We start from the raw sequence: 21422 nt of genomic DNA, 5'->3' as shown, positions 1-21422 counted from the left end.
CTCGCGCCTCAGGGAGACTGGCGCGTAGGCCGCACGCGCCTCAGGGAGACTGGCGAGGACGGCCGCGCGCCCCAGCCGGAGATGCGACAGGGCCGCACCCCCGGCGGAGGTGCGGCCCTGTTCAGGACTTGCGAGAGGTCAGTCGAGCAGACCCTTGGCGGTGTGTGCCACGTTGGCGGCGGTGAAGCCGAACTCCTCGAAGCACTTGGCACCGGAGGCCGAGGCACCGAAGTGCTCCAGCGAGACGGACGCACCCTTCGGGCCGACGTACTTCGCCCAGCCCATGGAGATGCCGGCCTCCACGCTGACGCGCGCGGTGACGGCGGCGGGCAGGACGGACTCCTTGTACTCGTCGTCCATGTCGTCGAACCACTCCTGGCAGGGCATCGAGACCACGCGAGTGGGGATGCCGTCAGCCTCGAGCTCGTCCTGCGCGTCGAGGGCGACCTCAACCTCGGAGCCGGTGGCGATCAGGATCACCTTGGGCTCCGCGGAGGCTTCGCTCAGCACGTAGGCGCCGTTGGCGACGCCGTCGGCCGAAGCGTACTTGTCGCCGCGGGCGACGGTGCGCAGGTCCTGCCTCGAGAGCAGCAGGCCGGCGGGGTTCTGGGTGCGGCGCAGGATCTCGCCCCAGGCCACTGAGGTCTCGTTGGCGTCGGCCGGGCGGACGACGTCGAGGCCGGGGATGGCGCGCAGGGCGGCGGCGTGCTCGACGGGCTGGTGCGTGGGGCCGTCCTCGCCGACACCCACCGAGTCGTGCGTCCACACGAAGGTGCTGGGCACGCCCATGATGGCGGCCAGGCGCACCGCAGGCCGCATGTAGTCGGAGAACACCAGGAAGGTGCCGCCGTAGGGGCGGGTCAGCCCGGACAGCGCGATGCCGTTCACGATGCCGCCCATGGCGTGCTCGCGGATGCCGAAGTGCAGGGTGCGACCGTAGGGGTTGCCCTTCCACTCGTCGGTCTGGCGGTCCTCGGGCAGGAAGCTGGGCTCGCCCTTCATGGTGGTGTTGTTGGAGCCGGCGAGGTCGGCGGAGCCGCCCCAGAGCTCGGGCAGCTGGTCCGCGAGGGCGGCGAGGACCTCGCCGGAGGCGGCGCGGGTGGACTTCTTGCCCTCCTCGAACACCGGCAGCGACAGGCTCTCGGGCAGCTTGTGGGCCTGGACGCGCTCGAGCAGCTCGCCCCGCTCCGGGTTGGCGGCCTTCCACTCGGCGAACTTCGCGTCCCAGGCCTCGCGGGCGGCGCGGCCACGCTCGGCCACGTTGTTCTGGGCGTGGTCGACGGCGGCCTGGTCGACGGCGAAAGGCTCCTGCGCGAAGCCGAGCTCCTCCTTCAGCGCGGCGATCTCGTCGCCGCCGATCTTGCTGCCGTGGACGCTGTGCGAGCCCTGCTTGTTCGGCAGCGGCCAGCCGATGACGGTGGTGAGCTTGATGAACGACGGCTTGTCGGTGACCTGCTTGGCCTCCTCGATGGCGGCGTTCAGCGCGTCGAGGTCCTCACGGTACTCGGTGCCGCCTCCTGTCCAGTCGACGTGCAGCACGTGCCACCCGTAGGCCTCGTAGCGGGCCGAGACGTCCTCGGTGAAGGAGATCGGGGTCTGGCCCTCGATGGTGATCCGGTTGTCGTCGTAGAACATGATCAGGTTGCCCAGCTTCTGGGTACCGGCCAGCGACGACGCCTCGGCCGATACGCCCTCCTGCAGGCAGCCGTCGCCGGCGATGCAGTAGACGTAGTGGTCGAACACGGACTCACCGGCGGGCGCGTCCGGGTCCAGCAGGCCGCGCTCGCGGCGGGCGGCCATGGCCATGCCGACGGCATTGGAGACGCCGGCACCGAGCGGGCCGGTGGTGGTCTCCACGAACTTGGTGTGGTGGTACTCCGGGTGACCGGGGGTCTTGGAGCCCCAGGTGCGCAGCGACTTGATGTCGTCCAGGTCCAGGTCTGCACCGGCCAGGTAGAGCTGGCAGTACTGCGTCAGCGACGCGTGACCCGCGGACAGCACGAACCGGTCCCGCCCGAGCCACATGTCGTCGGTGGGGTCGATGTTCATGACCTTCTGGTACAGCAGGTAGGCCAGGGGCGCCAGCGAGACGGGGGTGCCGGGGTGGCCGTTGCCAACCTTCTCCACCGCGTCGACGGCGAGGATGCGCGCGGTGTCGACGGCGCGCGAGTCGAGTTCGGTCCAGTCAAGAGTCACGATCAGTTCTTCCTATCGGTTTGACGCAGGGCGCACGAGGCCCATATGCACGGGGCCCACTCTATTGGCCCCCAACCCGTTTGGCAGACCCGGGCTCAGAACTGGAACGTCGGACCGTCCTCGTCCCAGCTTGGCAGTCCCGAGAAACCGACGGCGTCATCGTCCGTCTCGGCCTGCTCCACCTCGGGCTCGGCGGCAGGTTTCTCGCCCGGCTCGACGGGGCGGACGTCGCCCATGTGCTCACGCACGAGGCGGGCGATGCCCTCGCCGGCGTCGGGGTCGTGCTTGCGGATCTCAGCCATTGTCAGCTCCCCAGGGGAAGTCCACCCAGTCCCGCGTCTGCCTCCAGACGAAGTCCGCGGTGAAGATGGTGTTGGGCTTGGAGTAGAGCACGGCGCTGCGGACGTCGGCCCCGAAACCGCGCAGCAGCTTGGTGACCAGGCCGAGGGTGCGCCCGGAGTCCGTCACGTCGTCGACGATCAGCAACTTCCTGCCCGCGATGGACTCCGTGTCCAGCAGCGGCGCCAACAGGACGGGGTCCGCGGCGGGTTGGCCCGGGTCCGTGTAGCGCTCCACGTTGATGGCGTCCACCAGGTCCACGTCGAGGGCGTAGGCCAGCGCACCGGCGGGCAGCAGCCCGCCCCGGGCGACGGCGATGATCACCCCGGGTTCGAACCCTGAGTCCCGGACCCGGGCCGCCAGGTCCCGGCACGCCTGCCCGAACCCGTCCCAGCTGAGTGTCTCCCGCGCTTCCATGAACCAATGCTAACGGCGTGGCCCCTCAGGCGTTCGCAGGGAATGTCAGTGTCGTGAACAGCACGTCGAGCCAGCGGTCGAACTTGTGCCCCACCTCGGACAGGACGGCGGACTCCTCGAAGCCGAGCCGCCGGTGGAACGCGCGGGAGGCCTCGTTGTCGGCGTCGAGGACCCCCACCATCACGTGGACGCCGTGGCCGCGGGCGTAGTCGATCAGCGCCGACATCAGCATCCGGCCGGCTCCCTCGGCCCGGCGACCGGCGGCGACGTAGACGGAGTGCTCGACGGTGTGCGCGTAGCCGGCCTTGTCCCGGAACGGGCCGTAGCAGGCATACCCGATCACCTCGCCCTCGTCCTCCAGCACCAGCACCGGAAAACCGGCCCGGGTGAGCCGGTTGAACCAGGCGCGGCGGTTGGGCAGGTCGACGGGTTCGATGTCGTAGGAGGCCGTGGTGCCCACCCCTGCCTCGTTGTAGATGTCGACGATGGCCTGGAGGTCGGCCTGCTTGGCCGAGCGGATGGTGGGTGCCATGTGGGAAATTCTATGCGCGCGGCGATACCGTGAACCGCATGGCCACACCCGAGGAGTTCGCAGCCGCCGGTTTGCGCACGATCTCCAACCAGCACTGCACCGCCGCCGCCCTGGACCTGGGCGCCACCATCACGTCGTGGCGCCCCGCGGGCGGCGAGGAAGTCCTGTTCGTCAGCCGGGACGCCGCCGTGGGTGAGGGCCTGGAGATCCACGGCGGCATCCCCATCTGCGCCCCCTGGTTCGGGCAGGGCCGCGACGACGTCGACGTGCCCGGCCCCCACGGCCTGGTGCGTTGGGTGCCGTGGCAACTGGTCTCCGATTCCAAGGACGAGACCGGCACCCGCCTGGTATGGGAGCTCGAGGGAGATGCCGTCGCCCACCTTCCCGGCGCGGAGGCCTACCCCGTCGACGCCTGGTTGCGCCTCGAGGCCCACTTCGGGCGCGAGCTCACGATACGGTTCACCGTCGGCTCCCCCAGCACCGAGTTCGTGCTGGACGAGGCCCTCCACACCTACTTCCGGCTCCCCGCCGGTGGCGGCCGCATCCTCGGGCTGGAGGGCACGCAGGTGCGCGACTACACGCAGACGCCACCGGCGTGGCGCACCAGCGAGGGCGCGCTGGAGGTCCCGGCCGTCCTGAACGGGATCCACCGGTACGCCGGCGAGGTCCGCCTGGAGACTGCGGAGCAGACCGTCGTCATCAGCTCCGGGAAGGCCGCCGACGTGGTGGTGTGGAACCCGGGCCCGGACGTCCCCGCAGACTTCGCGGCCGACGAGTGGGAGCAGATGGTCTGCATCGAGGTGGGCAACGTGCAGGGCGACGCCGTGACCGTGCTGGCCGGCGGCTCCCACACCTTGGTCATGACGATTTCCGTGGAGGCCCGTTCGGCGACGGCGTGACGCCGGGCAGGAACTTCCACAGCCAGGCGCCGCCGAGCACGCACAGCACCCCTGTGGCGAGGCCCGCCGCGGCCACCGGCGCGAAGAACGTGATGCCGGTGACCAGCCCCGGGCCGGCGAACCGGCCGACGCTGGTGATGGTGTTCCAGCGGGCCAGGTGCCTGGTGCGGTGCTCCTCCGGGGACAGATCCACGCCGAGGGTCATCACGATCCCGGCGCTGAGCCCGTTGCCGAGCGCGACGCAGATGGCCGAGACGGTGACCGCCACCACGGCGCCGGTCTCCGAGCGGGTGCCGATGGTGACGGCGAGGACGGCCAGCAGGACGTAGGACAGGCCGCTGACAACCAGCGCAGGGACCGCGACGGCGGCCCGACCGCGGCGGTCCATCAGCGTGCCGGCGGGCACGAACATCACGATCTCCACCAGCGCTGCCGCGCCGAAGATCAGCGAGATGGTGGCGGCGTCGAGACCCAGGACGGCACCCAGCAGCGGCAGGATCAGCGGTCGGTTGATGCGCGACATGTTGAGGGGCACCACCCCGAGTCCGACCAGCAGCATCGTGACGATGGCTGGCCTGCCGGGAGCGTACGGGGCGGGTGTGGGTGGGATCCGGACCCGCGAGGCCTCACGCCGGCTGGCCCGCGACTCCTTCGGCCCCTCCTGGTCCGAGGGCAGCATCTTGAACACCACCAGGAGCGTGGCGACGAGCGCCGTGACCGCCTGCAACAGGAAGACGTAGCCCTCGTGGGCCACCAGCAGCACACCCGCTCCCAGCACCGGGCCGATCACCTGGCCGATCCGCATCATGCCGCCGAGGGTGGACATCCCTCGCGCCCGCACCTCGACGGGCAGCTGGGAGCCCATGTAGGCCTGCCGGCCGAGCATCCAGACCTGCTGGCAGACGGCCGATGCGAACAGCACCAGCACCAGGGCCAACTGGTGCCACCAGTCGTCGGATCCGCCAATCCCGTCAGCCACGACGGCGAAGCCGGCCACCCCGGAGAGTGTCAGCCCGAAGCCCATCACCACCATGGCGGCGCGCTCCCCCACCATGGTCATGACCCGACCTGCCGGGATGGGTCCCAGCACACCCACCAGGCCGGAGATCATCGTCAGCGCCGCGGCCGCCGGGACGCTGAAGCCGAGCTCCAGCGCGATCAGCGGGATCATCGGCATCAGGGCCGTCGAACCGATGGCGGCGAGAAGCATCGGCACATAGATCGGCCACACCAGCCTCGCCAGTGCCTGCCGCGCGCTCGGTGCCCTGTTGCCCACAACCAACATGTTCTCACCTCAAAGTATCTTGATATCAAGATACCATACGGATCCAACCTGCTACCGAGGCGACCTACCCTGTCACCCAGGAGGACTGATGCCATGACCCGCATTGCCCGAGTACTCGCCGCCTTCGCACTCGCGTCCCCATTGCTGAGCGCCTGCGGGCCCCAGACCCCCGGGCCCACGGTGGGCCGCGTCGTGGTGGCATGGGACGAGGCACAGCACGAACTCGAGGAGTTCGACGGTCAGCCACCCAGACAACTCCTCACCACCGAGCAGGAGTGGGAGGCATGGGTGGAGTCGCTGCCAACGGCGATGCAGGAGGCCAACGCGTCGGCGATCGAGGCCGTGGTCATGGACGACTCCGTGCTGCTGGTGGCCGTGTGGAACCGGTGCACCCAGGTGGGCACCGTCGTCGACGAGGGCGACGGCGCCGTCAGGTTCGTCGTGCACGACCCGGAGCCGGACACCCTGTGTGCCTGGTCCCCCATGCAGGTGCAGGTCTGGGACCTGCCGCTGTCCCAGCTCGGCGTGGAACGCGCGGAGGTGCACCTTGTCCCGTGAGCGCATCGCGGCCGCGTTCGCCGCCGCTCCACGCCCCAGCTTCCTGCCGGAACACCTGCGCGCGGACTGGCGCCTGGACCAGCCGCTGCCCCTGGTCCAGGGACAGACCAACTCCCAGCCCAGCACCGTCTTCGCGATGCTGGAACTCCTCGACGTGGAGCCCGGGATGAAGGTCCTCGACGTCGGCTCCGGCTCGGGCTGGACGACGGCGTTGCTGGCCGAACTGGTCGGCCCGCAGGGGCGGGTGATCGGGGTGGAGCGGGTGCCGGCGCTGGTGGAGCACGGCCGTGCGGCGCTCGGTTCCGGAGACTGGCCGCAGGCCGAGATCCGGGCCGCCGAGCAGGGCCGGCTCGGGGTGCCCGCCGAGGCCCCCTTCGACAGGATCCTGGTCTCGGCGATGGCCGGGGCGCTGCCCGCCTCACTGGTGGAGCAACTGGCCGACGGCGGCGTGATGGTGGTCCCCGTGGACGGCCGGATGACGCGGGTGACGCGTCGCGGGCCCGGTTCCGAGGCCACCGAGCACGGGTTCTACGTGTTCGTGCCGCTGGTCGAGGACTGATCGGGAGGGAGCAGGTCCTTCGGCAGGTGGTGCATCACCACCACGACGGTGTCGTCGGTCTTCCAGTCGAGGTCCCGGCAGCGTCGGGTGAGCTCCTCCACCTGGTCCACGCTCGGGTCCAGGCCCCGGCGCGGCACCACCATCACCTCGCTGTGGAAGACGTGGCCCATGTCGCGCACGCGGACGGTGGCGCGGTCCACCCAGTCGGTGCGCTCGGCCTCGTCGCACAGTTGCGCGACGAGGGGGTGCGGGTCCTCGGAGTCGATGCCGCTCGCGCGGGCGTCCAGCAGGTCGCGCACGGACTCCTTGATGTTCTTCCAGCCGTCGCGCAGGATGCTGAGTGAGACGAGGATGGCGGCCACGGAGTCGGCCCACCACAGGCCGAACCCGATGCCGGTCACGCCCGCGATGGTGGCCACGCCGGTGGTCCAGTCGGCCTTGTTCATGTCCGCGTCGGCGCTGAGCACCTTGTCATGCAGGGGTTCGGCAAGTTCCATCTTGAGTCGGCCGAGGATGATGGGCGGCACCATGACGATGGCCATCACCCCGATCATCAGCCACCCGGACCAGATGGTGATCCCACCGAGGGAGACGACGCCGATGGGCGGGTGCTCACCCTTGACCAGGCCGGAGGCGCCGTTCCACACCAGCGACGCGCCGAGCACCAGGAGGGCGACGGCTGCGACGAGGTGGCCGGCGCCGATGGCGCGGTGGTGGCCGTAGGGATGGTCCGGGTCGCGGCCCTTGCGGGTGCGCCAGACGCCGATGAGGAACACGATCGGGGGCAGCAGGGCGAGGGCGTCCTCCGCGAAGGCGGTGCGCATGGCCTGGGACTGCCCGGCCACCAGCCCCACCGAGGCCACCACCGCGGCCATGATGAAGATGCTGGCCCACTGCAGCCGCACGGCCTTGTGCAGCAGGACGTGTTGCTCCTCGGGGAGTTCGTCGTGGTGGGTCATGGCTGCAGCCCCTCCCCGATCATGAACCGCTCCAGGCTGGACTGCAAAGCGTTCTCCCCCATCCGGACGGCGATGACGAGCTTGCTGGGCTTGCCGTCGGTCCCGGTGACCTCGGCGTAGGGGCGGGTGAGAGCGGCATGGGTGGTCCACGGGGAGTCGGAGGCCAGGCCGCCGATCACGACGTCCAGTTCGCCCAGCTTGAGCTCCTCCATCAGGACGCTCTCCGCGCCGTCGCTCCAGACCACCTCGGCGCCGATGCTGTCCGCCCAGGCCTGGATGATCTCGACCTCCTGGCCCGAGACCGAACCGTCGTCGGCCACCTCGGTGTGGGGTGGGTTCGCGGACACCCCGACGAGCAGTTCGCCGTCCATCGCGCGCAGCAGGGTCCCGTCGGGGTCCCGCGGGAAGTCGGGTTCCGTGCAGCCCACCAGCACGGCCGCGACGACCGTGACCAGTACCAACCACAGCCTTGTGCCCATGTCCGCGAGACTACGCCCGGGACCGGGTCATGACACGATGGGTTGCAACATGACTCTCACCGACACCCTCGAGACCACCGGCAAGGACCCCGACGCCCTCTACGAGGCCTTCACGACGTGGGCCGGCCGCGACGGACTGGCCCTGTACCCGCACCAGGACGAGGCGCTCATCGAGATCCTCTCCGGCGCCAACGTGGTGGTCACCACGCCCACCGGCTCGGGCAAGTCGCTGATCGCGACGGGGGCGCACTACGTCGCCCTCGCCACGGGTGGCCGCACCTACTACACGGCCCCCATCAAGGCGCTCGTCAGCGAGAAGTTCTTCGCACTGTGCGAGGTGTTCGGCGCCGACGTCGTGGGCATGGTGACCGGCGACGCTTCCGTGAACCCCGACGCCCCGATCATCTGCTGCACCGCGGAGATCCTGGCCAACATCGCCCTGCGCGAGGGCCGCGACGCCGTGGTGGACCAGGTGGTGATGGACGAGTTCCACTTCATCGCGGACCGGGACCGCGGCTGGGCGTGGCAGGTGCCGCTGGTGGAGCTGCCGCAGGCGCAGTTCGTGATCATGTCGGCCACCCTGGGCGACGTCACGGACCTCTCGAAGGACCTCGAGGGCCGCACCGGCCGCTCCACGTCGGTGATCGGCGGGGCGCAGCGCCCGGTGCCGCTGAAGTACTCGTGGTCCCTGGAGCCCATCCACGAGACCATCACGCAGCTGGTGGCGGACCAGCAGGCGCCGGTGTACGTGGTCCACCCCACCCAGGCGGCGGCCGTGGAGCAGGCCCAGGCGCTACTCAGCCAGGGCGTGATCAAGAAGGCCGGCACCGCCGTCGCGGATGGCTTGAAGGAGGCGATGGCCGGGTTCAAGTTCTCCCCCGGTTTCGGGTCCACCCTCTCCAAGTTGCTGCGCGCGGGGATCGCGGTGCACCACGCGGGGATGCTGCCCAAGTACCGCCGGCTCGTGGAGCAGCTGGCCCAGCGCGGCCTGCTCGCGGTGATCTGTGGCACCGACACCCTCGGGGTGGGGATCAACGTCCCCATCCGCACGGTGCTGTTCAGCTCCCTCACGAAGTTCGACGGCCGCCGCCAGCGCCAGCTGCGCAGCCGCGAGTTCCACCAGATCGCTGGCCGCGCGGGCCGCGCGGGCTTCGACACCGTCGGCTATGTCGTCGCACAGGCCCCTGAGCACGAGGTGGAGAACGCGAAGATCCTCGCCAAGCACGCCGGCGACGAGAAGAAACTCAAGAGCGTGCGCCGCAAGAAGGCGCCCGAGGGGTTCGTGAACTATTCCGAGGCCAGCTTCAACAAGCTGATCGAGAGCGAGCCCGAGGAACTGCACGCAAACATGCGCATCACGCACTCGATGCTGCTGAACCTGCTGCAGCGCGACGGCGACATCGCGGCCGCGGTGGTGCGCCTGGTGGACAGTTGTGTGCGGGAGCCGAAGGCGCGCCGCAAGCTGCTGCGACGCGCGGCCTCGCTGGGGCGCTCGCTGATCCGCGCCGACGTCGTCCAGCGCCTCGCCGAGCCCACCCCCGATGGCCGCCGCTACGAGCTGAACGTGGACCTGCAGCAGGACTTCGCCCTCAACCAGCCGCTGTCGGCGTTCGCGCTGGCACTGGTGGAGACCATGGACCCCGAGGCCCCGGAGTACGCCCTGGACGTGGTCAGCGTCATCGAGGCCACCCTCGAGGATCCGCGAACGGTCCTGCTGGCCCAGCAGTTCCGCGCCCGCGGCGAGGCGGTGGCCTCCCTGAAGGCCGACGGCTACGAGTACGAGGAGCGGATGGAGATCCTCGACGAGGTGACCTGGCCCAAGCCGCTCGAGGAGCGCCTCAACCAGGCCCACCTCGAGTACGGCGCGATGCACCCCTGGCTGCTGGAGACCCAGGTCTCACCGAAGTCGGTGGTGCGCGACATGTACTCGCAAGCGATGACCTTCGGAGAGTACGTGGCGCACCTCAAGGTGCAGCGCAGCGAGGGCCTGGTGCTGCGCTACCTCTCCGACGCCTACCGCGCGCTGCGGCAGACCGTCCCGGAGGCCTTCCGGACCGAGGAGTTGGCGGACCTGATCGCATGGCTGGGCGAGATGACGCGGTTGGTGGACTCGTCGCTGCTGGACGAGTGGGCGGCGCTGACCGCGCTGGCCGGCGAGGACGCCGTCGAGTTCGAGGACGACGCTCCCCCGCCGTCGCGGCCCGTCTCCGGCAACGAGCGCGCCTTCCGCGTGATGGTTCGCAACGCCCTGTGGCGCCACGTCGAACTGGCGGCCGACGACGACGTGGACGCCCTGGGCGTCCTCGACTCGGGCTCCCCCATGACCCGGCAGCGCTGGGACGACGCCCTGGGTGACTACTGGGACGAGCACGAGGAGATCCGCACTGGGCCGGACTCGCGCGGGCCGGCGTTCTTCGACGTCGAGACCCAGCGCGGTGGCCGCATCTGGCTGGTGCGGCAGGTCCTCGACGACCCGGCCGGCAACCGTGACTGGGCCATCCACGCGAAGGTGGACCTGGACGCCTCCGACGAGGCCGGTGAGCTGGTGCTCGAGGTTCTGAGCTTCGCCCGGCACGACTGAAGCCCTGCGCAAGTGGGCTTGCGCAACGTTGCCTTAGGATGAGGCGATGAGCGAGGCCAAGACCGTCATCCACGAGCCCGAGCGGATCCGCGCACTGGCGCACCCGCTGCGACTGCAGCTGCTGGACCTGCTCGGCGAGCACGGCGAGCTGACGGCCACCGAGTGCGCCGAGCGCACCGGCGAGTCCGTGGCGAGCTGCTCGTTCCACCTCCGGATGCTCGAGAAGTACGGCTACATCGAACGCGCCGACCCGCGCGGCCGGGAGAAGCCCTGGAAGCGGGTGGAGCGCGGCTTCCGCACCGAGGCCGACCCGGAGTTCCCGGAGACCGTGCGCGCCTCCTCCGAACTGGCCGTGCTGAGCGCCACCCACCGGGTGGAGCAGTTCCGACGGGCCGCCCAGTTCTCGGACCGCGAGTCTGCCGAGTGGCTGGACGCCTCCCACGTGTCCAACATCGGTTTCTGGGCAACCGCCGAGGAGATGGCCGCGATCGCCGACGCGGTGGACGAGGCCCTGAGCCGCCACCTCGGCCGCAGCCCCTCCGAGCGCCCCGAGGGTGCGCGCTTCGTCCACTCGCTGTCGCTGCTCTACACGGACCCGCTGACCGACTCCTGACGCTCCCCACCCCCACCGGCGGTTGAGTGGTTTCGCGCTCCCCCGGGGCATGAAACGAATCAAGTCTGGATTCCTGGACCATAGACGGGCCAACTTTCCAGAATCGAGTTTTCCACAGGCCGCAAACCACACCACGAGGGAACATCAAGAGAACTTTCTCAACACCTCTTGCTAAAGATTTCTTTAGGATCTACTCTCTTCTTGTCAGCACTTGCTGGCCACGAGCAGGAGGAGAAGGCCATGGGCCCCTACGAGTACCTCTACATCCAGCAGGACCTCGTGGCGCTCAACGCCGCGAGGGAGATGGCTGAGCTCGCCTACAACGAGCGCGTCCACCAGGCCCGTCCGCAGGGCCGTCACAATGTTCTCGGCTGGCTGAAGCTGGGCCACTGACCGCACCGGACCGCGTCCCCGTCCTAGTGTTGGGTGCATGACTTCCGCACCCACCACCCCTCCCCCGGACAACCGCGACTGGCTCGTCGTGCTCGATCAGGGCTGCGACGAGTGCGGCTGGGCGCCGCACCCGCCGGAGGAGAGCATCGCCCGCCTCCGCGACGCAATCCCGGCCTGGCGCTCGGTGCTGGCCGGCGAGGACGCGACGCAGCGGCCGGCCGAGACCACCTGGTCACCGCTGGAGTACGCCTCCCACGTCCGCGACGTGATCACGGTCTGGGAGGTCCGCACCACCGCCATGCTGACCGCCGACAACCCGGTCTTCGCCAACTTCGACGGGGACGAGACGGCCCTCTCCAAGCAGTACTGGAACGAGTCCCCCGGCACCGTCGCCGACGAGTTCGCCGAGGCTGCCGAGAAGACCTCGGCAGTGCTCGAGGCCCTGTCACCGGAGCAGTGGCAGCGCCCGGGCCGGCGCGGCGACGGCGCCCCGTTCACCATCGCCTCCTTGGCGCTGTACTTCTCCCACGAACTGACGCACCACCTACGCGACGCGAAGGGCTGAGCCCAGCGCCTCCTGCGCCTCCGTGGAGACGGCCGCCAGTTCCTGGGTGGTCAGGCGTCGCAGGGATGTGACCTCGACCACGTCGGGCAACCGCCGCCGGGTCCGCTCCGCGATCTCGGCGGGAGCGGCACCCGCGAGCCGGTTCTTGAAGACGTTGTACCCGAGGCGTTCCAGGTGCGTCGCCAGCACCGAGCGGAGTAGTGCGAAGTCCTCGGCCGTCACGACGTGCTGGGTGCCGCGCATCACCACGGAACGCACCAGTTCGCCCTTGGCAAACGCCTCCCACAGCTCTGCCTCGCGGAAGGGCGCCAGCCGCGCCGCCAGGGCAGGCACCGGCAGCCCGGAGGCCTGCGCGTTCAACCCGACCAGGTGCCGCACGGCCTCCACCACCGCCACCCTGCGCCGACGGTCCAGCCACTGCCGGTGCAGCATCGTGCGGTTCAGGGTTCGCAGGTCCACGACCTCGTGGTGGGGTGCCATGCGCCAAGCCTCACACACGGCATTGCTCGATGTCCTACCGTAGGTCTCGTGAGCCATCTACCTCCTGACCCCGCCGTGACGGCCGAGGACGCCGAGCACGTCGGCCACCTGCGCCACGCCGTCGCGCTCGCCGCCCGCGGCCTGGACGACGACGCCGGCGGCCCGTTCGGGGCAGTCGTCGTGCTCGACGGCGAGGTGATCGCCGAGGGCTGGAACCAGGTCACGAGCACCAAGGACCCGACGGCGCACGCCGAGATGGTGGCCATCCGCGCCGCCTGCGCGAAACTCGCCGACTTCCAGCTGCACCGCGCCATCGTGTACGCCTCCTGCGAGCCTTGCCCGATGTGCCTGGGCGCCATCTACTGGGCGCGCCCGGCCGCGGTCTACTTCGCCACCACCAAGCACGACGCCGAGCGCGCGGGCTTCAGCGACGCCTTCATCTACGAGGAGATCGGCCTGCCCCATGCGCAGCGCTCGATCCCGTTCCACCGCATCGAGGTGGACGGCGGCACCGGCGTCTTCGACGACTGGCTCGCCAAGCACGACCGCACCCACTACTGATCGAGGAGTCCTGATGTCCAGCCCGGTCCTGCGTGCCCCTGCGAACCGAGCAGATCCGAGGGCCGTGTGGTGGTGGACCCTGCAGCAGGCGCTGTGGGTGGTGCCGACGCTGGCGGCCCTCGTCGTGCTGGCCCTCCTGGTCCCCGCCGGCCGGTGGTGGTTCCTGGGTCCGGCGATCGCCGTCGCCGCCGTCGGCCTGCCGGTGATGCTGGTCCTGCCCCGCTACCGCTACCGCAACCACCTGTGGGAGATGGGTGCCACCGCCGTGCACGCCCGCAAGGGCTGGTTCTGGGTGGAGTCGCGGATCGCGCCCCTGTCCCGGGTGCAGACGGTGGACCAGACCCGCGGCCCGTTGGAGCAGCGCTTCGGACTGGCGACGGTGGTGGTCACCACGGCGTCGTCGCGGGGCCCCGTGAAGATCTCCGGGCTGGCGGTGGCCACGGCTGACGAGTTGGCCGCGCGGCTCAGCGAATTGACCGAGGCGACGGCCGAGGACGCCGTATGACCGAGCACCGGCTCAGCCCACTGACCATTCTCCTGGCGGTGGTGCAGACCGCTGCCTGGTCGCTGCTGGTGGCGATCCCCACGGCGCTGGTGCTGGCCATCGTCTGGACGCCCTGGGCCGTGCTGGGTGTCCTCGGGCTGGTGGTGGTGCTGGTCGGCATCGCCGCCCTGGGCAGTTGGCTGACCTGGCGCCACACGTCCTGGACGGTGGGCCCGGAACACTTCGTGCTGCGCAGCGGCGTGTTCAAGCGCACCACCCGCACCTTCGCCCGCAACCGGATCCGCGCCATCGACCTGTCCGCCGGCCCCATCCAGCGCATCTTCGGGCTGGCCGCCATCCACATCGGCACCGCCGAGCAGACCGGTGACGACGGCTCGGCCGTGCTGAGCCCCGTGGACCGGGAAGAGGCCAAGCGGCTCCAGGCCGAGCTGCTGCCCCGCGGCGGCGCCGACGCGAAGCTGCTGGGACGGTTCTCCCCCGGGTGGCTGGTCTACGCCCCGCTGTCGTGGGTGCCGCTGGTCATCGCAGCCGGCGTCTACGGCATCGCCGGCCAGTTCGCCGAGGGTTTCGGCGAACTGGCCTGGGACTGGGCCACTGGCACGGCCGCCCGCACCGGCTGGGGCGTGATCATTGCCGTCCTCGTCGGGGTGCCGCTCGTGGTGGGGGTGGTCGGCTCCCTGCTGATCCACGCCGAGCTGTGGTGGAACCACCGGCTGGAACGCGATTCCGGGGTGCTGCAGGTGCGGCGCGGGCTGCTCACCAGCCGCACCGTCTCCCTGCCGGAGGAGCGGTTGCGCGGCGTCCGGGTCTCCGAGCCGCTCGGCGTCCGGCTGGCCGGGGCCGCGCAACTGGAGGCGCTGGCCATCGGCCTGAAGAACCAGCGCTCCGACGGCGGCAAGGAGGACCTGGGCCAGTCCAACGTGCTGCTGCCCTACGCGCCCCGCGACGTCGTCGACGGCGTCGCCGCGAAGGTGCTCGAAGCCCCCGTCGCCGCAACCGATCCCGAACGGTTGGTCCCGCATCCGAGGCAGGCGTTCCTGCGCCGTCGGCTTCGGGTGCTGTGGGTGCTGCTGGTCTGGCTGCTGGCCACCGTCCCGCTGGTGGTCCTGCTGCTGCCCCGCTGGTGGTGGGCCGTGGCGGTGGGCGTGGTCCTGCTCGGCGCCGCCGGCCTGTGGCTGGCGTGGGACGGCTGGCGCAGCCTTGGGCACCGGCTCGACGACGAGCACCTCGTCGCCCGTTCCGGCAGCCTGCTGCGCGCCACCGACGCCCTGGAGCGCGACGCGATCATCGGGTGGAACGTGCGGCAGTCCTTCTTCCAGCGACGCCGCGGGCTGGTCACGCTCGAGGCCACCACCGGCGCGGGCTCTGGAGCCGTCGGCGTGGTGGACGTCGGCTCGGCGGACGGGATCGCGCTGGCCGACGCCGCGACGCCCGGCCTGCTCACACCGTTCCTGGCTACTTCCAGCCCAGCTCCCGCGCCACGGTGACCAGGTTGCCCATCCAGTGGGTGACGTAGTCCAGCCCGAGCTGGCTGGGACAGGCGAACAGGACGTAGTCGGCCTCGGCGACGGCGTCGTCGGCGCGCAGCATCTCCACGACCTCCTCGATGGAGCCGGCCATCTCCGGACCGGAGCGGGCGCGGGAGTTGTCCAGGACACCGACGGCGTCGCCGGTGCCGCCGTGCAGGCCGAAGTAGCGCTGGTCCGCGTCCGAGGTGATGGGGAACGCGGGCCGGGTGACGGCCGCCAGCCCACCACCGGTGTGGCCGGCCGCGGCGAACGCCTCGCGGTGGGCGCGCACCTGGTCTGCCTGCTGCACGTGGAACGGGCGCCCATCCTCGTCCAGCAGCAGCGTGGAGCTGAGCAGGTTGAGGCCCTGCTCCCCCGCCCAGACGCCGGTGGAGTGGGTGCCGGCGCCCCACCAGATCCGGTCGGTCAGGCCCTCGCTGAGCGGCCGCACCGGCAGGTCCGGGCCGTCGCCGCTGCGCATCGCCACGTGTGAGCGCGCGATTGGCTCACCGGCGATGGCGCGCCGGAAGACGTCCAGCTTGTTCCGGGCGTGCTCGGTCCAGGACTCCCCCTCGGCGAGGCGATAGCCGAACTGTTCCTGCCCGTCGGCCGCGTGCTCCGGCGAGCCGCGGCTCACGCCCAACTGCAGCCGGCCGTCGCTGATCAGGTCCGTGGCGGCAGCCTCCTCCGCCATGTACAGGGGATTCTCGTAGCGCAGGTCCACCACGCCGGTGCCGACGTCGAGGTTGGTGGTCACCGCCGCCATCGCTGCCAGCAGCGGGAACGGGCTGGTCAGCGTCTGCTCGAAGTGGTGGACGCGCAACCAGGCGCCGTCGAAGCCGAGCTCGTCCGCGGCCCGCGCCATCTCCACGTGCTGCCGCAGCGTCCCGCCGGCGGTGGAGACGGGGGCGCGGTAGTGCCCGAAGGACAGGAACCCGATCTTCTTCATCGGTCCAGCTTGTCAGTTCTCCGCGCGTCCTGCGCGCCAGTAGCCCATGAACGCCACGGACGAACGGTCCAGTCCGAGGTCGCGCACCAGGTGGCGGCGCAGCCCGGTGATCACGCCCGCCTCGCCGGCCAGCCAGGCGTAGGCGTCACGATTGGCCTCGCCGGGTGAGTCCCACAGCAGTGCGTCGGGGTCCATCTCCACCTCGACGTCGGCGGCCTCGCGCCGGGCGATGCGTTCCCTGCCCCACTGCTCCACCGCGGGCGTCAGCAGCGTGCCGTGCGCGGCGCCGTCGCGGGCGAGCCACTCGATGTGGAGGTCCGCCTCGGTCTCCAGCGGCAGCACGTCGGCGGTGGCCGGCACCTCCAGGAACACCTCGCCGCTGACCCCCTCGCCGAGGGACTCGACGATGGCGCAGATGGCGGGGACGGCGGTCTCGTCGCCGGCGATCAGGACCCGGTTCGCGGTTCCCGGGTGCCACTCCATGCCGCCGGCCGCACCTTCGGCCCGGGCGTCGGGTCCGATGATGATGATCTCGTCGCCCTCGCAGACCCCGGAGGCCCAGGCCGACGCGGGGCCGTCGGTGCCGTGCAGCACGAAGTCCACGTCGATCTCGCCGGCGTCGGGGCGTGCGGCGCGGACCGTGTAGGTGCGCATGGCGTTGCGCTGCTCGTCGGGGAGTTGCCGCCACGCCGAGTACCAATGCGCGACGCCCTCGCCGGAGAAGAGTCCGAAGTCGGTCCAGCTGCCGTCGGCCAGGGGGAACAGCAGTTTGATGCGCTGGTCGAAGCCCGCGGACCCGAAGTGCCGCAGCTCGTCGCCCGCGAAGGTGATGCGGGTGAAGTTCTCCGAGAGCTTCTCGATGCGGGCGACGGTGGCACGGAAGGCCCCGTTGGGTTGGCGGCTCATGCAGGAACTCCTTGGTGGTGGTTGGAAACGTGGTGGCGGCCCATCGGCACCATCAGCGGCCGGCCGGAGACCGGGTCGGTCACCACCTCGCTGGCGATCCCGAACACGTCGCGGACGACGTCGCAGGTGAGGACCTCGGAGGGGTCCCCGGCGGCGGCGACGGCGCCGTCGCGCAGGGCGATCAGGTGGTCGCTGTAGCGGGCGGCCAGGTTCAGGTCGTGCAGCACCATCACGATGGTGGTGCCGCGGCGGTGGTTGAGGTCGGTGAGGAGGTCCAGCACCTCCACCTGGTGTGCGACGTCGAGGAAGGTGGTGGGCTCGTCGAGCAGCAGGAGGTCCGTCTGCTGGGCCAGGGCCATGGCGATCCAGACGCGCTGCCGCTGGCCGCCGGAGAGCTCGTCGACGGCGCGCTCCGCGAGCTCGACGGTGGCGGTGGCCTCCAGCGCCTCGGCCACGGCGACGTCGTCGCTGCGGTTCCAGCGCGCGAACAGCCCCTGGTGCGGCTGCCGGCCGCGGCCGACGAGGTCCAGGACGGTGATCCCCTCGGGCGCGATCGGCGACTGCGGCAGCAGCCCCAGGGTGCGCGCGAGGGCCTTGGCGGGCATCTGGTGCACCTGCCTGCCGTCGAGGAGGACCCTTCCCCCGCGGGGCGCCAACAGCCGGGACATGGAGCGCAGCAGGGTGGACTTGCCGCAGGCGTTGGGGCCGACGATGGCGGTGATCCGGCCGGGTGGGACCTGCAGGTCCAGGTCCTCGATGACGGTGCGGTCGGCGTAGCCGACGCTGAGGTGCTCTGCCTCGAGCAGGTGTTGGTCAGTCACAGTGAGCCTCCGGCCCGGTTGGTGCGGACGATCAGGTATACGAGGTAGGGGGCGCCGAGCACGCCGGTGACGACCCCGACGGGGAACCGGGTGCCCAGGGCGTACTGGCCGACGAAGTCCGCGACGAGCACGAGCACGGCACCCACCAGCGCCGACGGCAGCAGCAGCGAGCCGTTGGGCCCGACGATGCGGGCGGCGATGGGCCCGCACAGGAACGCGACGAACGCGATGGGGCCGGCGGCGGCGGTGCCGAACGCGATCAGCCCGACGGCGGCGACGATCAACAGGATGCGCGTCTGCTCGACGCGCACGCCCAGGGCCGCGGCCGCGTCGTCGCCGAGTTGCAGGGCCCCGAGCCGGCTGGCCAGCGCCAACACCAGCGGGCCGAGCACCACCAGCGCGCCCAGCGCGGGCACCACCTGGCCCCAGTGGGCACCGTTCAGGCTGCCGGTGAGCCAGCGCAGCGCCTCCTGCAGGTCCCACTGGCCGGCGCGGCTGAGGACGTAGTTGATGACGCTGTCCAGCATGGCTGCGATCCCGATGCCGACGAGGATGAGCCTGGTGCCCGCTCCCCCGCCGCGGTAGGCGAGCAGGTAGACGGCGATGGCGACGGCCAGTCCGCTGACGATGGCGAAGGCGGACACGGCCGCGCCGCTGAGGTCCAGCACCACGATGGCGATGGCCGCGGCGGCGCTGGCCCCGCTCGAGATGCCGATGATGTCCGGGCTGGCCAGGGGGTTGCGCAGCATGGTCTGGAACGTGACGCCCGACAGGCCGAAGCTGAGGCCCACCACGATGGCCAGCAGGGCCCGCGGCAGGCGCAGGGTGCCGACGGCGAACGAGGCCTCGCTCTCGTGGCCGAGGATGACGCGCAGCACCTCGGCTGGGGAGTAGATGCTCTGCCCGACGGTGAGGCTCACGCCGAACATCACCACCACGACGGCGGCGAGCACCGCGATCACCAGCCGGCGGCGGCGGGAGCGGGAGCGCCGGGAGGCGGCGACGAGGTCAGCGGTGGCGTGGCTTGGGGTGAGGGCGGTGGCGGTCACAGGGCACGCACCTTCTGGCGGCGCACGACGGCGATGAACACGGGGGCGCCGACGAGGGCGGTGATGATGCCGACGTCGAGTTCGCTGGGGCGGGCGACGATGCGGCCGAGGACGTCGGAGGCCACCAGCAGGCCGGCCCCGGTGAGGGCGGAGAACGGCAGCAGCCAGCGCTGGTCCACCCCGACCAGCAGGCGGCAGAGGTGGGGCACGACGAGGCCGACGAACCCGATGGGGCCGGCGACGGCGGTGGCGGCGCCGCACAGCATCACGGCCCCGAGTGCGGAGATGCCGCGGACGACGGCGACGTGCTCGCCCAGGCCGGCGGCGAGGTCGTCACCGAGGGCGAGGGCGTTGAGGCTGCGGGCGCTCAGCAGGCAGACCGCGGCCCCCACGGCCAGGAAGGGCGCGACGGTGACGATGGTGTCGAAGGTGGCGCCGCCCACTCCCCCGATCTGCCAGGAGCGGATGTTGGCGGCGATGTCGCCGCGGGGCAGGGACACAGCGGTGACGAACGACGCGAGCGCGGCGGAGGTGGCGGCGCCGGCGAGGGCGAGCTTCAGCGGGGTGGCGCCGCCGCGGCCCAGCGAGCCGATGGCGTAGACCAGCACGGCGGTGACGGCTGCTCCACTCATCGCGGCCCAGATGTAGCCGGTGGCGCTCGCGAGCCCGAACCAGGCCATGCCCGTCACGACGGCCAGCGACGCTCCCATGTTCACGCCCAGGATGCTGGGGTCCGCGAGGGGGTTGCGCGTGACGCCCTGCATCACCGCGCCGGACAGCCCCAACGCGGCGCCGACGGTGACGGCCAGCAGGGTGCGCGGCATCCGCTTGGCGACTGCCGCCTGCGAGATGTTGTCGGTGTGGCCCTGCAGCCCGGCCAGCAGGTCCGCGGGGGAGATCTCGCGGGAGCCGATCGCCAGGGAGAATGCCATCAGCACCACCAGGCAGCCCAGCACCGCGAGCAACCAGAGGAGACGCAGCTGGTTCGGGCGTCGCACCACGGCGACACCCGAACCGAGCGTGAGGACAGCGGTCATGCGACCTTGTCTGCCGCAGCGGCGAGCAGCTGCAGGTAGTCGTCGAGCACCCAGGAGATGGCCAGGGGTGTCGGGTTGGCGGCGGTGCCGAGCGGGTCGGAGCCGGGCAGGGCGACGATGGCGCCGTTGGCGACGGCGGGCATCTGGGACAGCAGCGGGTCGCCCTCGAGGGTGGCCACCAGTTCCTCGTCGCCGTAGGTCACGATGATCTCCACGTCGGCGAAGGTGTCCACCTGCTCGGCGCTGACCGTGCCGGAGAACGCCTCCTCGTCGGCCGAGGCCTCGGCGACGCTGTTGGGGGTGGTCAGGCCGAGGTCCTCGAAGAACGCGGCTCGGGTGTCGTGGCTGGTGTAGAAGCTGACCTGGCTGAGGTCGGAGGGGTCGACGTGGGTGAGGAACATCGTCGCGCGGCCCTCGAGCTGCGGGTACTCGGCCACCTTGTCCGCGATCTCCTGCTCCAGGTCCACGACGAGCTGCTCGCCCTCGGCGGCCATGCCCATGCCGGCGCTGTTGAACAGGATCAGGTCCCGCCAGCCGGTCTCCCACGGGCCGTTCGGGTAGGCGATGACGGGCGCGATCTGGGACAGGGTGTCGTAGTCCTCCTGGGTGAGGCCGGAGTAGCCGGCGAGGATGACGTCGGGGTCGGTGGCGTCCACGGCCTCGAAATCGATGCCGTCGGTCTCGTCGAACAGCACCGGGGTCTCGGCGCCGAGCTCCTCGAGCGCCTCCTCCACCCACGGCAGCGTCCCGTTGCCATCGTCGTCGCCGAAGTTGGCGGCGGCCATGCCCACGGGCACGACGCCGAGCGCCAGCGGAACCTCGTGGTTGGCCCACGCGACGGTAGCGACGCGCTCAGGCTTGGCCTCCAGGACGGTGGTGCCCAGGGCGTGCTCGATGGTGATGGGGTACTCACCGTCTGCGGTGGCGGTCTCCTCCGCGACGGGGGCGGAGGTGTTCTCGGTCTCGTCCGCAGGGGCCTCGCCACCGCATGCGGACAGGGCCAGGGCCGAGGCCAGTGCGAGGGCCAGGGCGGCGGGAGTTCTCTTGAGTGACACGTGCAACCATGCTTTCGGATCAGTGACCAGATTGGTAAGGCTTGCCTAGCCTAAATCACTCCGGCTGGGTGCCGCAATCTCGTGCAATCGACGCCGCTATCGCGTTTCGGACACCTCGCCGCCGGCCGCGAGGTAGGCCCCCGGCGGCAGCCCCGCCACCCGACGGAAAGCTGCCC

General features: G+C 70.9%; 24 protein-coding genes. 10 read left to right on the top strand and 14 right to left on the bottom strand.

The window, feature by feature from the left end:
- Positions 1-138 precede the first annotated feature (138 nt).
- From tkt to ACYU7G_RS09230, 4 genes are all read right to left on the bottom strand, one after another.
- A complete protein-coding gene (tkt, locus tag ACYU7G_RS09245) occupies positions 139-2196 on the bottom strand; it encodes a transketolase (RefSeq protein WP_461107017.1) in 2058 nt (685 codons plus the stop codon).
- Between the two features lie 95 nt (positions 2197-2291).
- A complete protein-coding gene (locus ACYU7G_RS09240; RefSeq protein ID WP_461107015.1) occupies positions 2292-2498 on the bottom strand; it encodes a hypothetical protein in 207 nt (68 codons plus the stop codon).
- Positions 2491-2952 (bottom strand): phosphoribosyltransferase, encoded by a 462-nt coding sequence (locus ACYU7G_RS09235; RefSeq protein WP_461107013.1) that lies wholly within the window; start codon positions 2950-2952, stop codon positions 2491-2493. Before ACYU7G_RS09235 ends, ACYU7G_RS09240 begins: the two co-directional genes overlap by 8 nt.
- Positions 2953-2977: 25 nt before the next feature.
- Complete coding sequence (locus ACYU7G_RS09230) at positions 2978-3484, bottom strand: GNAT family N-acetyltransferase (protein WP_461107011.1); 507 nt, start codon at positions 3482-3484, stop codon at positions 2978-2980.
- A 38-nt stretch (positions 3485-3522) separates the two neighbouring features.
- Between ACYU7G_RS09230 and ACYU7G_RS09225 the strand changes: the two genes are divergently transcribed.
- Positions 3523-4383 carry an aldose epimerase family protein gene (locus ACYU7G_RS09225; RefSeq protein ID WP_461107009.1) on the top strand — a complete coding sequence of 287 codons (861 nt, stop codon included), beginning with the start codon at positions 3523-3525 and terminating at the stop codon, positions 4381-4383.
- On the opposite strand, the gene ACYU7G_RS09220 is transcribed toward ACYU7G_RS09225, so the two are convergent.
- On the bottom strand, positions 4343-5668 hold the full coding sequence (locus ACYU7G_RS09220) for an MFS transporter (RefSeq protein ID WP_461107007.1): 1326 nt from the start codon (positions 5666-5668) through the stop codon (positions 4343-4345). The genes ACYU7G_RS09225 and ACYU7G_RS09220 overlap by 41 nt on opposite strands.
- A 93-nt stretch (positions 5669-5761) precedes the next feature.
- Between ACYU7G_RS09220 and ACYU7G_RS09215 the strand changes: the two genes are divergently transcribed.
- Complete coding sequence (locus ACYU7G_RS09215) at positions 5762-6226, top strand: hypothetical protein (protein WP_461107005.1); 465 nt, start codon at positions 5762-5764, stop codon at positions 6224-6226.
- Positions 6216-6785, top strand: coding sequence for a protein-L-isoaspartate O-methyltransferase family protein (locus ACYU7G_RS09210; RefSeq protein ID WP_461107003.1), 570 nt, complete (start codon positions 6216-6218; stop codon positions 6783-6785). The genes ACYU7G_RS09215 and ACYU7G_RS09210 overlap by 11 nt, the downstream gene beginning before the upstream one ends.
- On the opposite strand, the gene ACYU7G_RS09205 is transcribed toward ACYU7G_RS09210, so the two are convergent.
- On the bottom strand, positions 6755-7744 hold the full coding sequence (locus ACYU7G_RS09205; protein WP_461107001.1) for a cation diffusion facilitator family transporter: 990 nt from the start codon (positions 7742-7744) through the stop codon (positions 6755-6757). The two genes, ACYU7G_RS09210 and ACYU7G_RS09205, sit on opposite strands and share 31 nt — an antisense overlap.
- Positions 7741-8223 (bottom strand): transporter substrate-binding domain-containing protein, encoded by a 483-nt coding sequence (locus tag ACYU7G_RS09200; protein WP_461106999.1) that lies wholly within the window; start codon positions 8221-8223, stop codon positions 7741-7743. The genes ACYU7G_RS09205 and ACYU7G_RS09200 overlap by 4 nt, the downstream gene beginning before the upstream one ends.
- 49 nt (positions 8224-8272) lie before the next feature.
- Here ACYU7G_RS09200 and ACYU7G_RS09195 point away from each other — a divergent pair, with 49 nt between their 5' ends.
- From ACYU7G_RS09195 to ACYU7G_RS09180, 4 genes are all read left to right on the top strand, one after another.
- Complete coding sequence (locus ACYU7G_RS09195; RefSeq protein WP_461106997.1) at positions 8273-10804, top strand: DEAD/DEAH box helicase; 2532 nt, start codon at positions 8273-8275, stop codon at positions 10802-10804.
- Positions 10805-10850: 46 nt separating this feature from the next.
- On the top strand, positions 10851-11417 hold the full coding sequence (locus ACYU7G_RS09190; protein WP_461106995.1) for a winged helix-turn-helix domain-containing protein: 567 nt from the start codon (positions 10851-10853) through the stop codon (positions 11415-11417).
- 201 nt (positions 11418-11618) lie between these two features.
- Positions 11619-11810, top strand: a complete 192-nt coding sequence (locus ACYU7G_RS09185) for a hypothetical protein (protein ID WP_461106993.1) — start codon at positions 11619-11621, stop codon at positions 11808-11810.
- 37 nt (positions 11811-11847) lie between these two features.
- Entirely contained in the window at positions 11848-12375 is a 528-nt protein-coding gene (locus ACYU7G_RS09180; protein ID WP_461106991.1) for a DinB family protein, read from the top strand.
- Here ACYU7G_RS09180 and ACYU7G_RS09175 read toward each other — a convergent pair.
- Positions 12355-12855, bottom strand: coding sequence for a DNA glycosylase AlkZ-like family protein (locus tag ACYU7G_RS09175; RefSeq protein WP_461106989.1), 501 nt, complete (start codon positions 12853-12855; stop codon positions 12355-12357). The genes ACYU7G_RS09180 and ACYU7G_RS09175 overlap by 21 nt on opposite strands.
- A 48-nt stretch (positions 12856-12903) precedes the next feature.
- On the opposite strand from ACYU7G_RS09175, the gene ACYU7G_RS09170 reads away from it, so the two are divergent.
- The 3 genes from ACYU7G_RS09170 to ACYU7G_RS09160 are packed head-to-tail and all read left to right on the top strand — an operon-like array spanning position 12904 to position 15408.
- The gene (locus tag ACYU7G_RS09170) at positions 12904-13416 is read left to right on the top strand and encodes a nucleoside deaminase (protein ID WP_461106987.1); all 513 of its coding nucleotides are present in this window, start codon (positions 12904-12906) and stop codon (positions 13414-13416) included.
- Positions 13417-13429: 13 nt separating this feature from the next.
- The gene (locus ACYU7G_RS09165; protein ID WP_461106985.1) at positions 13430-13921 is read left to right on the top strand and encodes a PH domain-containing protein; all 492 of its coding nucleotides are present in this window, start codon (positions 13430-13432) and stop codon (positions 13919-13921) included.
- Positions 13918-15408 carry a PH domain-containing protein gene (locus ACYU7G_RS09160; protein WP_461106983.1) on the top strand — a complete coding sequence of 497 codons (1491 nt, stop codon included), beginning with the start codon at positions 13918-13920 and terminating at the stop codon, positions 15406-15408. Before ACYU7G_RS09165 ends, ACYU7G_RS09160 begins: the two co-directional genes overlap by 4 nt.
- Here the strand turns inward: ACYU7G_RS09160 and ACYU7G_RS09155 are convergent.
- Genes ACYU7G_RS09155 through ACYU7G_RS09130 form a run of 6 tightly spaced genes read right to left on the bottom strand, consistent with a single transcriptional unit; the run spans position 15377 to position 21246 of the window.
- Complete coding sequence (locus ACYU7G_RS09155) at positions 15377-16378, bottom strand: LLM class flavin-dependent oxidoreductase (protein ID WP_461106981.1); 1002 nt, start codon at positions 16376-16378, stop codon at positions 15377-15379. The two genes, ACYU7G_RS09160 and ACYU7G_RS09155, sit on opposite strands and share 32 nt — an antisense overlap.
- A gap of 12 nt (positions 16379-16390) precedes the next feature.
- A complete protein-coding gene (locus ACYU7G_RS09150; RefSeq protein ID WP_461106979.1) occupies positions 16391-17284 on the bottom strand; it encodes a siderophore-interacting protein in 894 nt (297 codons plus the stop codon).
- Positions 17281-18105 (bottom strand): ABC transporter ATP-binding protein, encoded by an 825-nt coding sequence (locus ACYU7G_RS09145; protein ID WP_461106977.1) that lies wholly within the window; start codon positions 18103-18105, stop codon positions 17281-17283. The genes ACYU7G_RS09150 and ACYU7G_RS09145 overlap by 4 nt, the downstream gene beginning before the upstream one ends.
- Positions 18102-19154 carry a FecCD family ABC transporter permease gene (locus ACYU7G_RS09140; protein ID WP_461106975.1) on the bottom strand — a complete coding sequence of 351 codons (1053 nt, stop codon included), beginning with the start codon at positions 19152-19154 and terminating at the stop codon, positions 18102-18104. Before ACYU7G_RS09140 ends, ACYU7G_RS09145 begins: the two co-directional genes overlap by 4 nt.
- On the bottom strand, positions 19151-20191 hold the full coding sequence (locus tag ACYU7G_RS09135; protein ID WP_461106973.1) for a FecCD family ABC transporter permease: 1041 nt from the start codon (positions 20189-20191) through the stop codon (positions 19151-19153). The genes ACYU7G_RS09140 and ACYU7G_RS09135 overlap by 4 nt, the downstream gene beginning before the upstream one ends.
- Complete coding sequence (locus tag ACYU7G_RS09130) at positions 20188-21246, bottom strand: iron-siderophore ABC transporter substrate-binding protein (RefSeq protein ID WP_461106971.1); 1059 nt, start codon at positions 21244-21246, stop codon at positions 20188-20190. The genes ACYU7G_RS09135 and ACYU7G_RS09130 overlap by 4 nt, the downstream gene beginning before the upstream one ends.
- Positions 21247-21422: the final 176 nt, after the last annotated feature.

Source organism: Tessaracoccus terricola, assembly GCF_054776555.1.
This window is presented reverse-complemented; position numbering and strand designations above follow the sequence as displayed.

Coding starts and splice junctions, on each gene's coding strand:
- ACYU7G_RS09240 (WP_461107015.1), bottom strand. CDS start 2,498: ATGGCTGAGATCCGCAAGCACGACCCCGACGCCGGCGAGGGCATCGCC.
- ACYU7G_RS09235 (WP_461107013.1), bottom strand. CDS start 2,952: ATGGAAGCGCGGGAGACACTCAGCTGGGACGGGTTCGGGCAGGCGTGC.
- ACYU7G_RS09230 (WP_461107011.1), bottom strand. CDS start 3,484: ATGGCACCCACCATCCGCTCGGCCAAGCAGGCCGACCTCCAGGCCATC.
- ACYU7G_RS09225 (WP_461107009.1), top strand. CDS start 3,523: ATGGCCACACCCGAGGAGTTCGCAGCCGCCGGTTTGCGCACGATCTCC.
- ACYU7G_RS09220 (WP_461107007.1), bottom strand. CDS start 5,668: ATGTTGGTTGTGGGCAACAGGGCACCGAGCGCGCGGCAGGCACTGGCG.
- ACYU7G_RS09215 (WP_461107005.1), top strand. CDS start 5,762: ATGACCCGCATTGCCCGAGTACTCGCCGCCTTCGCACTCGCGTCCCCA.
- ACYU7G_RS09205 (WP_461107001.1), bottom strand. CDS start 7,744: ATGACCCACCACGACGAACTCCCCGAGGAGCAACACGTCCTGCTGCAC.
- ACYU7G_RS09200 (WP_461106999.1), bottom strand. CDS start 8,223: ATGGGCACAAGGCTGTGGTTGGTACTGGTCACGGTCGTCGCGGCCGTG.
- ACYU7G_RS09195 (WP_461106997.1), top strand. CDS start 8,273: ATGACTCTCACCGACACCCTCGAGACCACCGGCAAGGACCCCGACGCC.
- ACYU7G_RS09190 (WP_461106995.1), top strand. CDS start 10,851: ATGAGCGAGGCCAAGACCGTCATCCACGAGCCCGAGCGGATCCGCGCA.
- ACYU7G_RS09180 (WP_461106991.1), top strand. CDS start 11,848: ATGACTTCCGCACCCACCACCCCTCCCCCGGACAACCGCGACTGGCTC.
- ACYU7G_RS09175 (WP_461106989.1), bottom strand. CDS start 12,855: ATGGCACCCCACCACGAGGTCGTGGACCTGCGAACCCTGAACCGCACG.
- ACYU7G_RS09165 (WP_461106985.1), top strand. CDS start 13,430: ATGTCCAGCCCGGTCCTGCGTGCCCCTGCGAACCGAGCAGATCCGAGG.
- ACYU7G_RS09160 (WP_461106983.1), top strand. CDS start 13,918: ATGACCGAGCACCGGCTCAGCCCACTGACCATTCTCCTGGCGGTGGTG.
- ACYU7G_RS09155 (WP_461106981.1), bottom strand. CDS start 16,378: ATGAAGAAGATCGGGTTCCTGTCCTTCGGGCACTACCGCGCCCCCGTC.
- ACYU7G_RS09150 (WP_461106979.1), bottom strand. CDS start 17,284: ATGAGCCGCCAACCCAACGGGGCCTTCCGTGCCACCGTCGCCCGCATC.
- ACYU7G_RS09135 (WP_461106973.1), bottom strand. CDS start 20,191: ATGACCGCTGTCCTCACGCTCGGTTCGGGTGTCGCCGTGGTGCGACGC.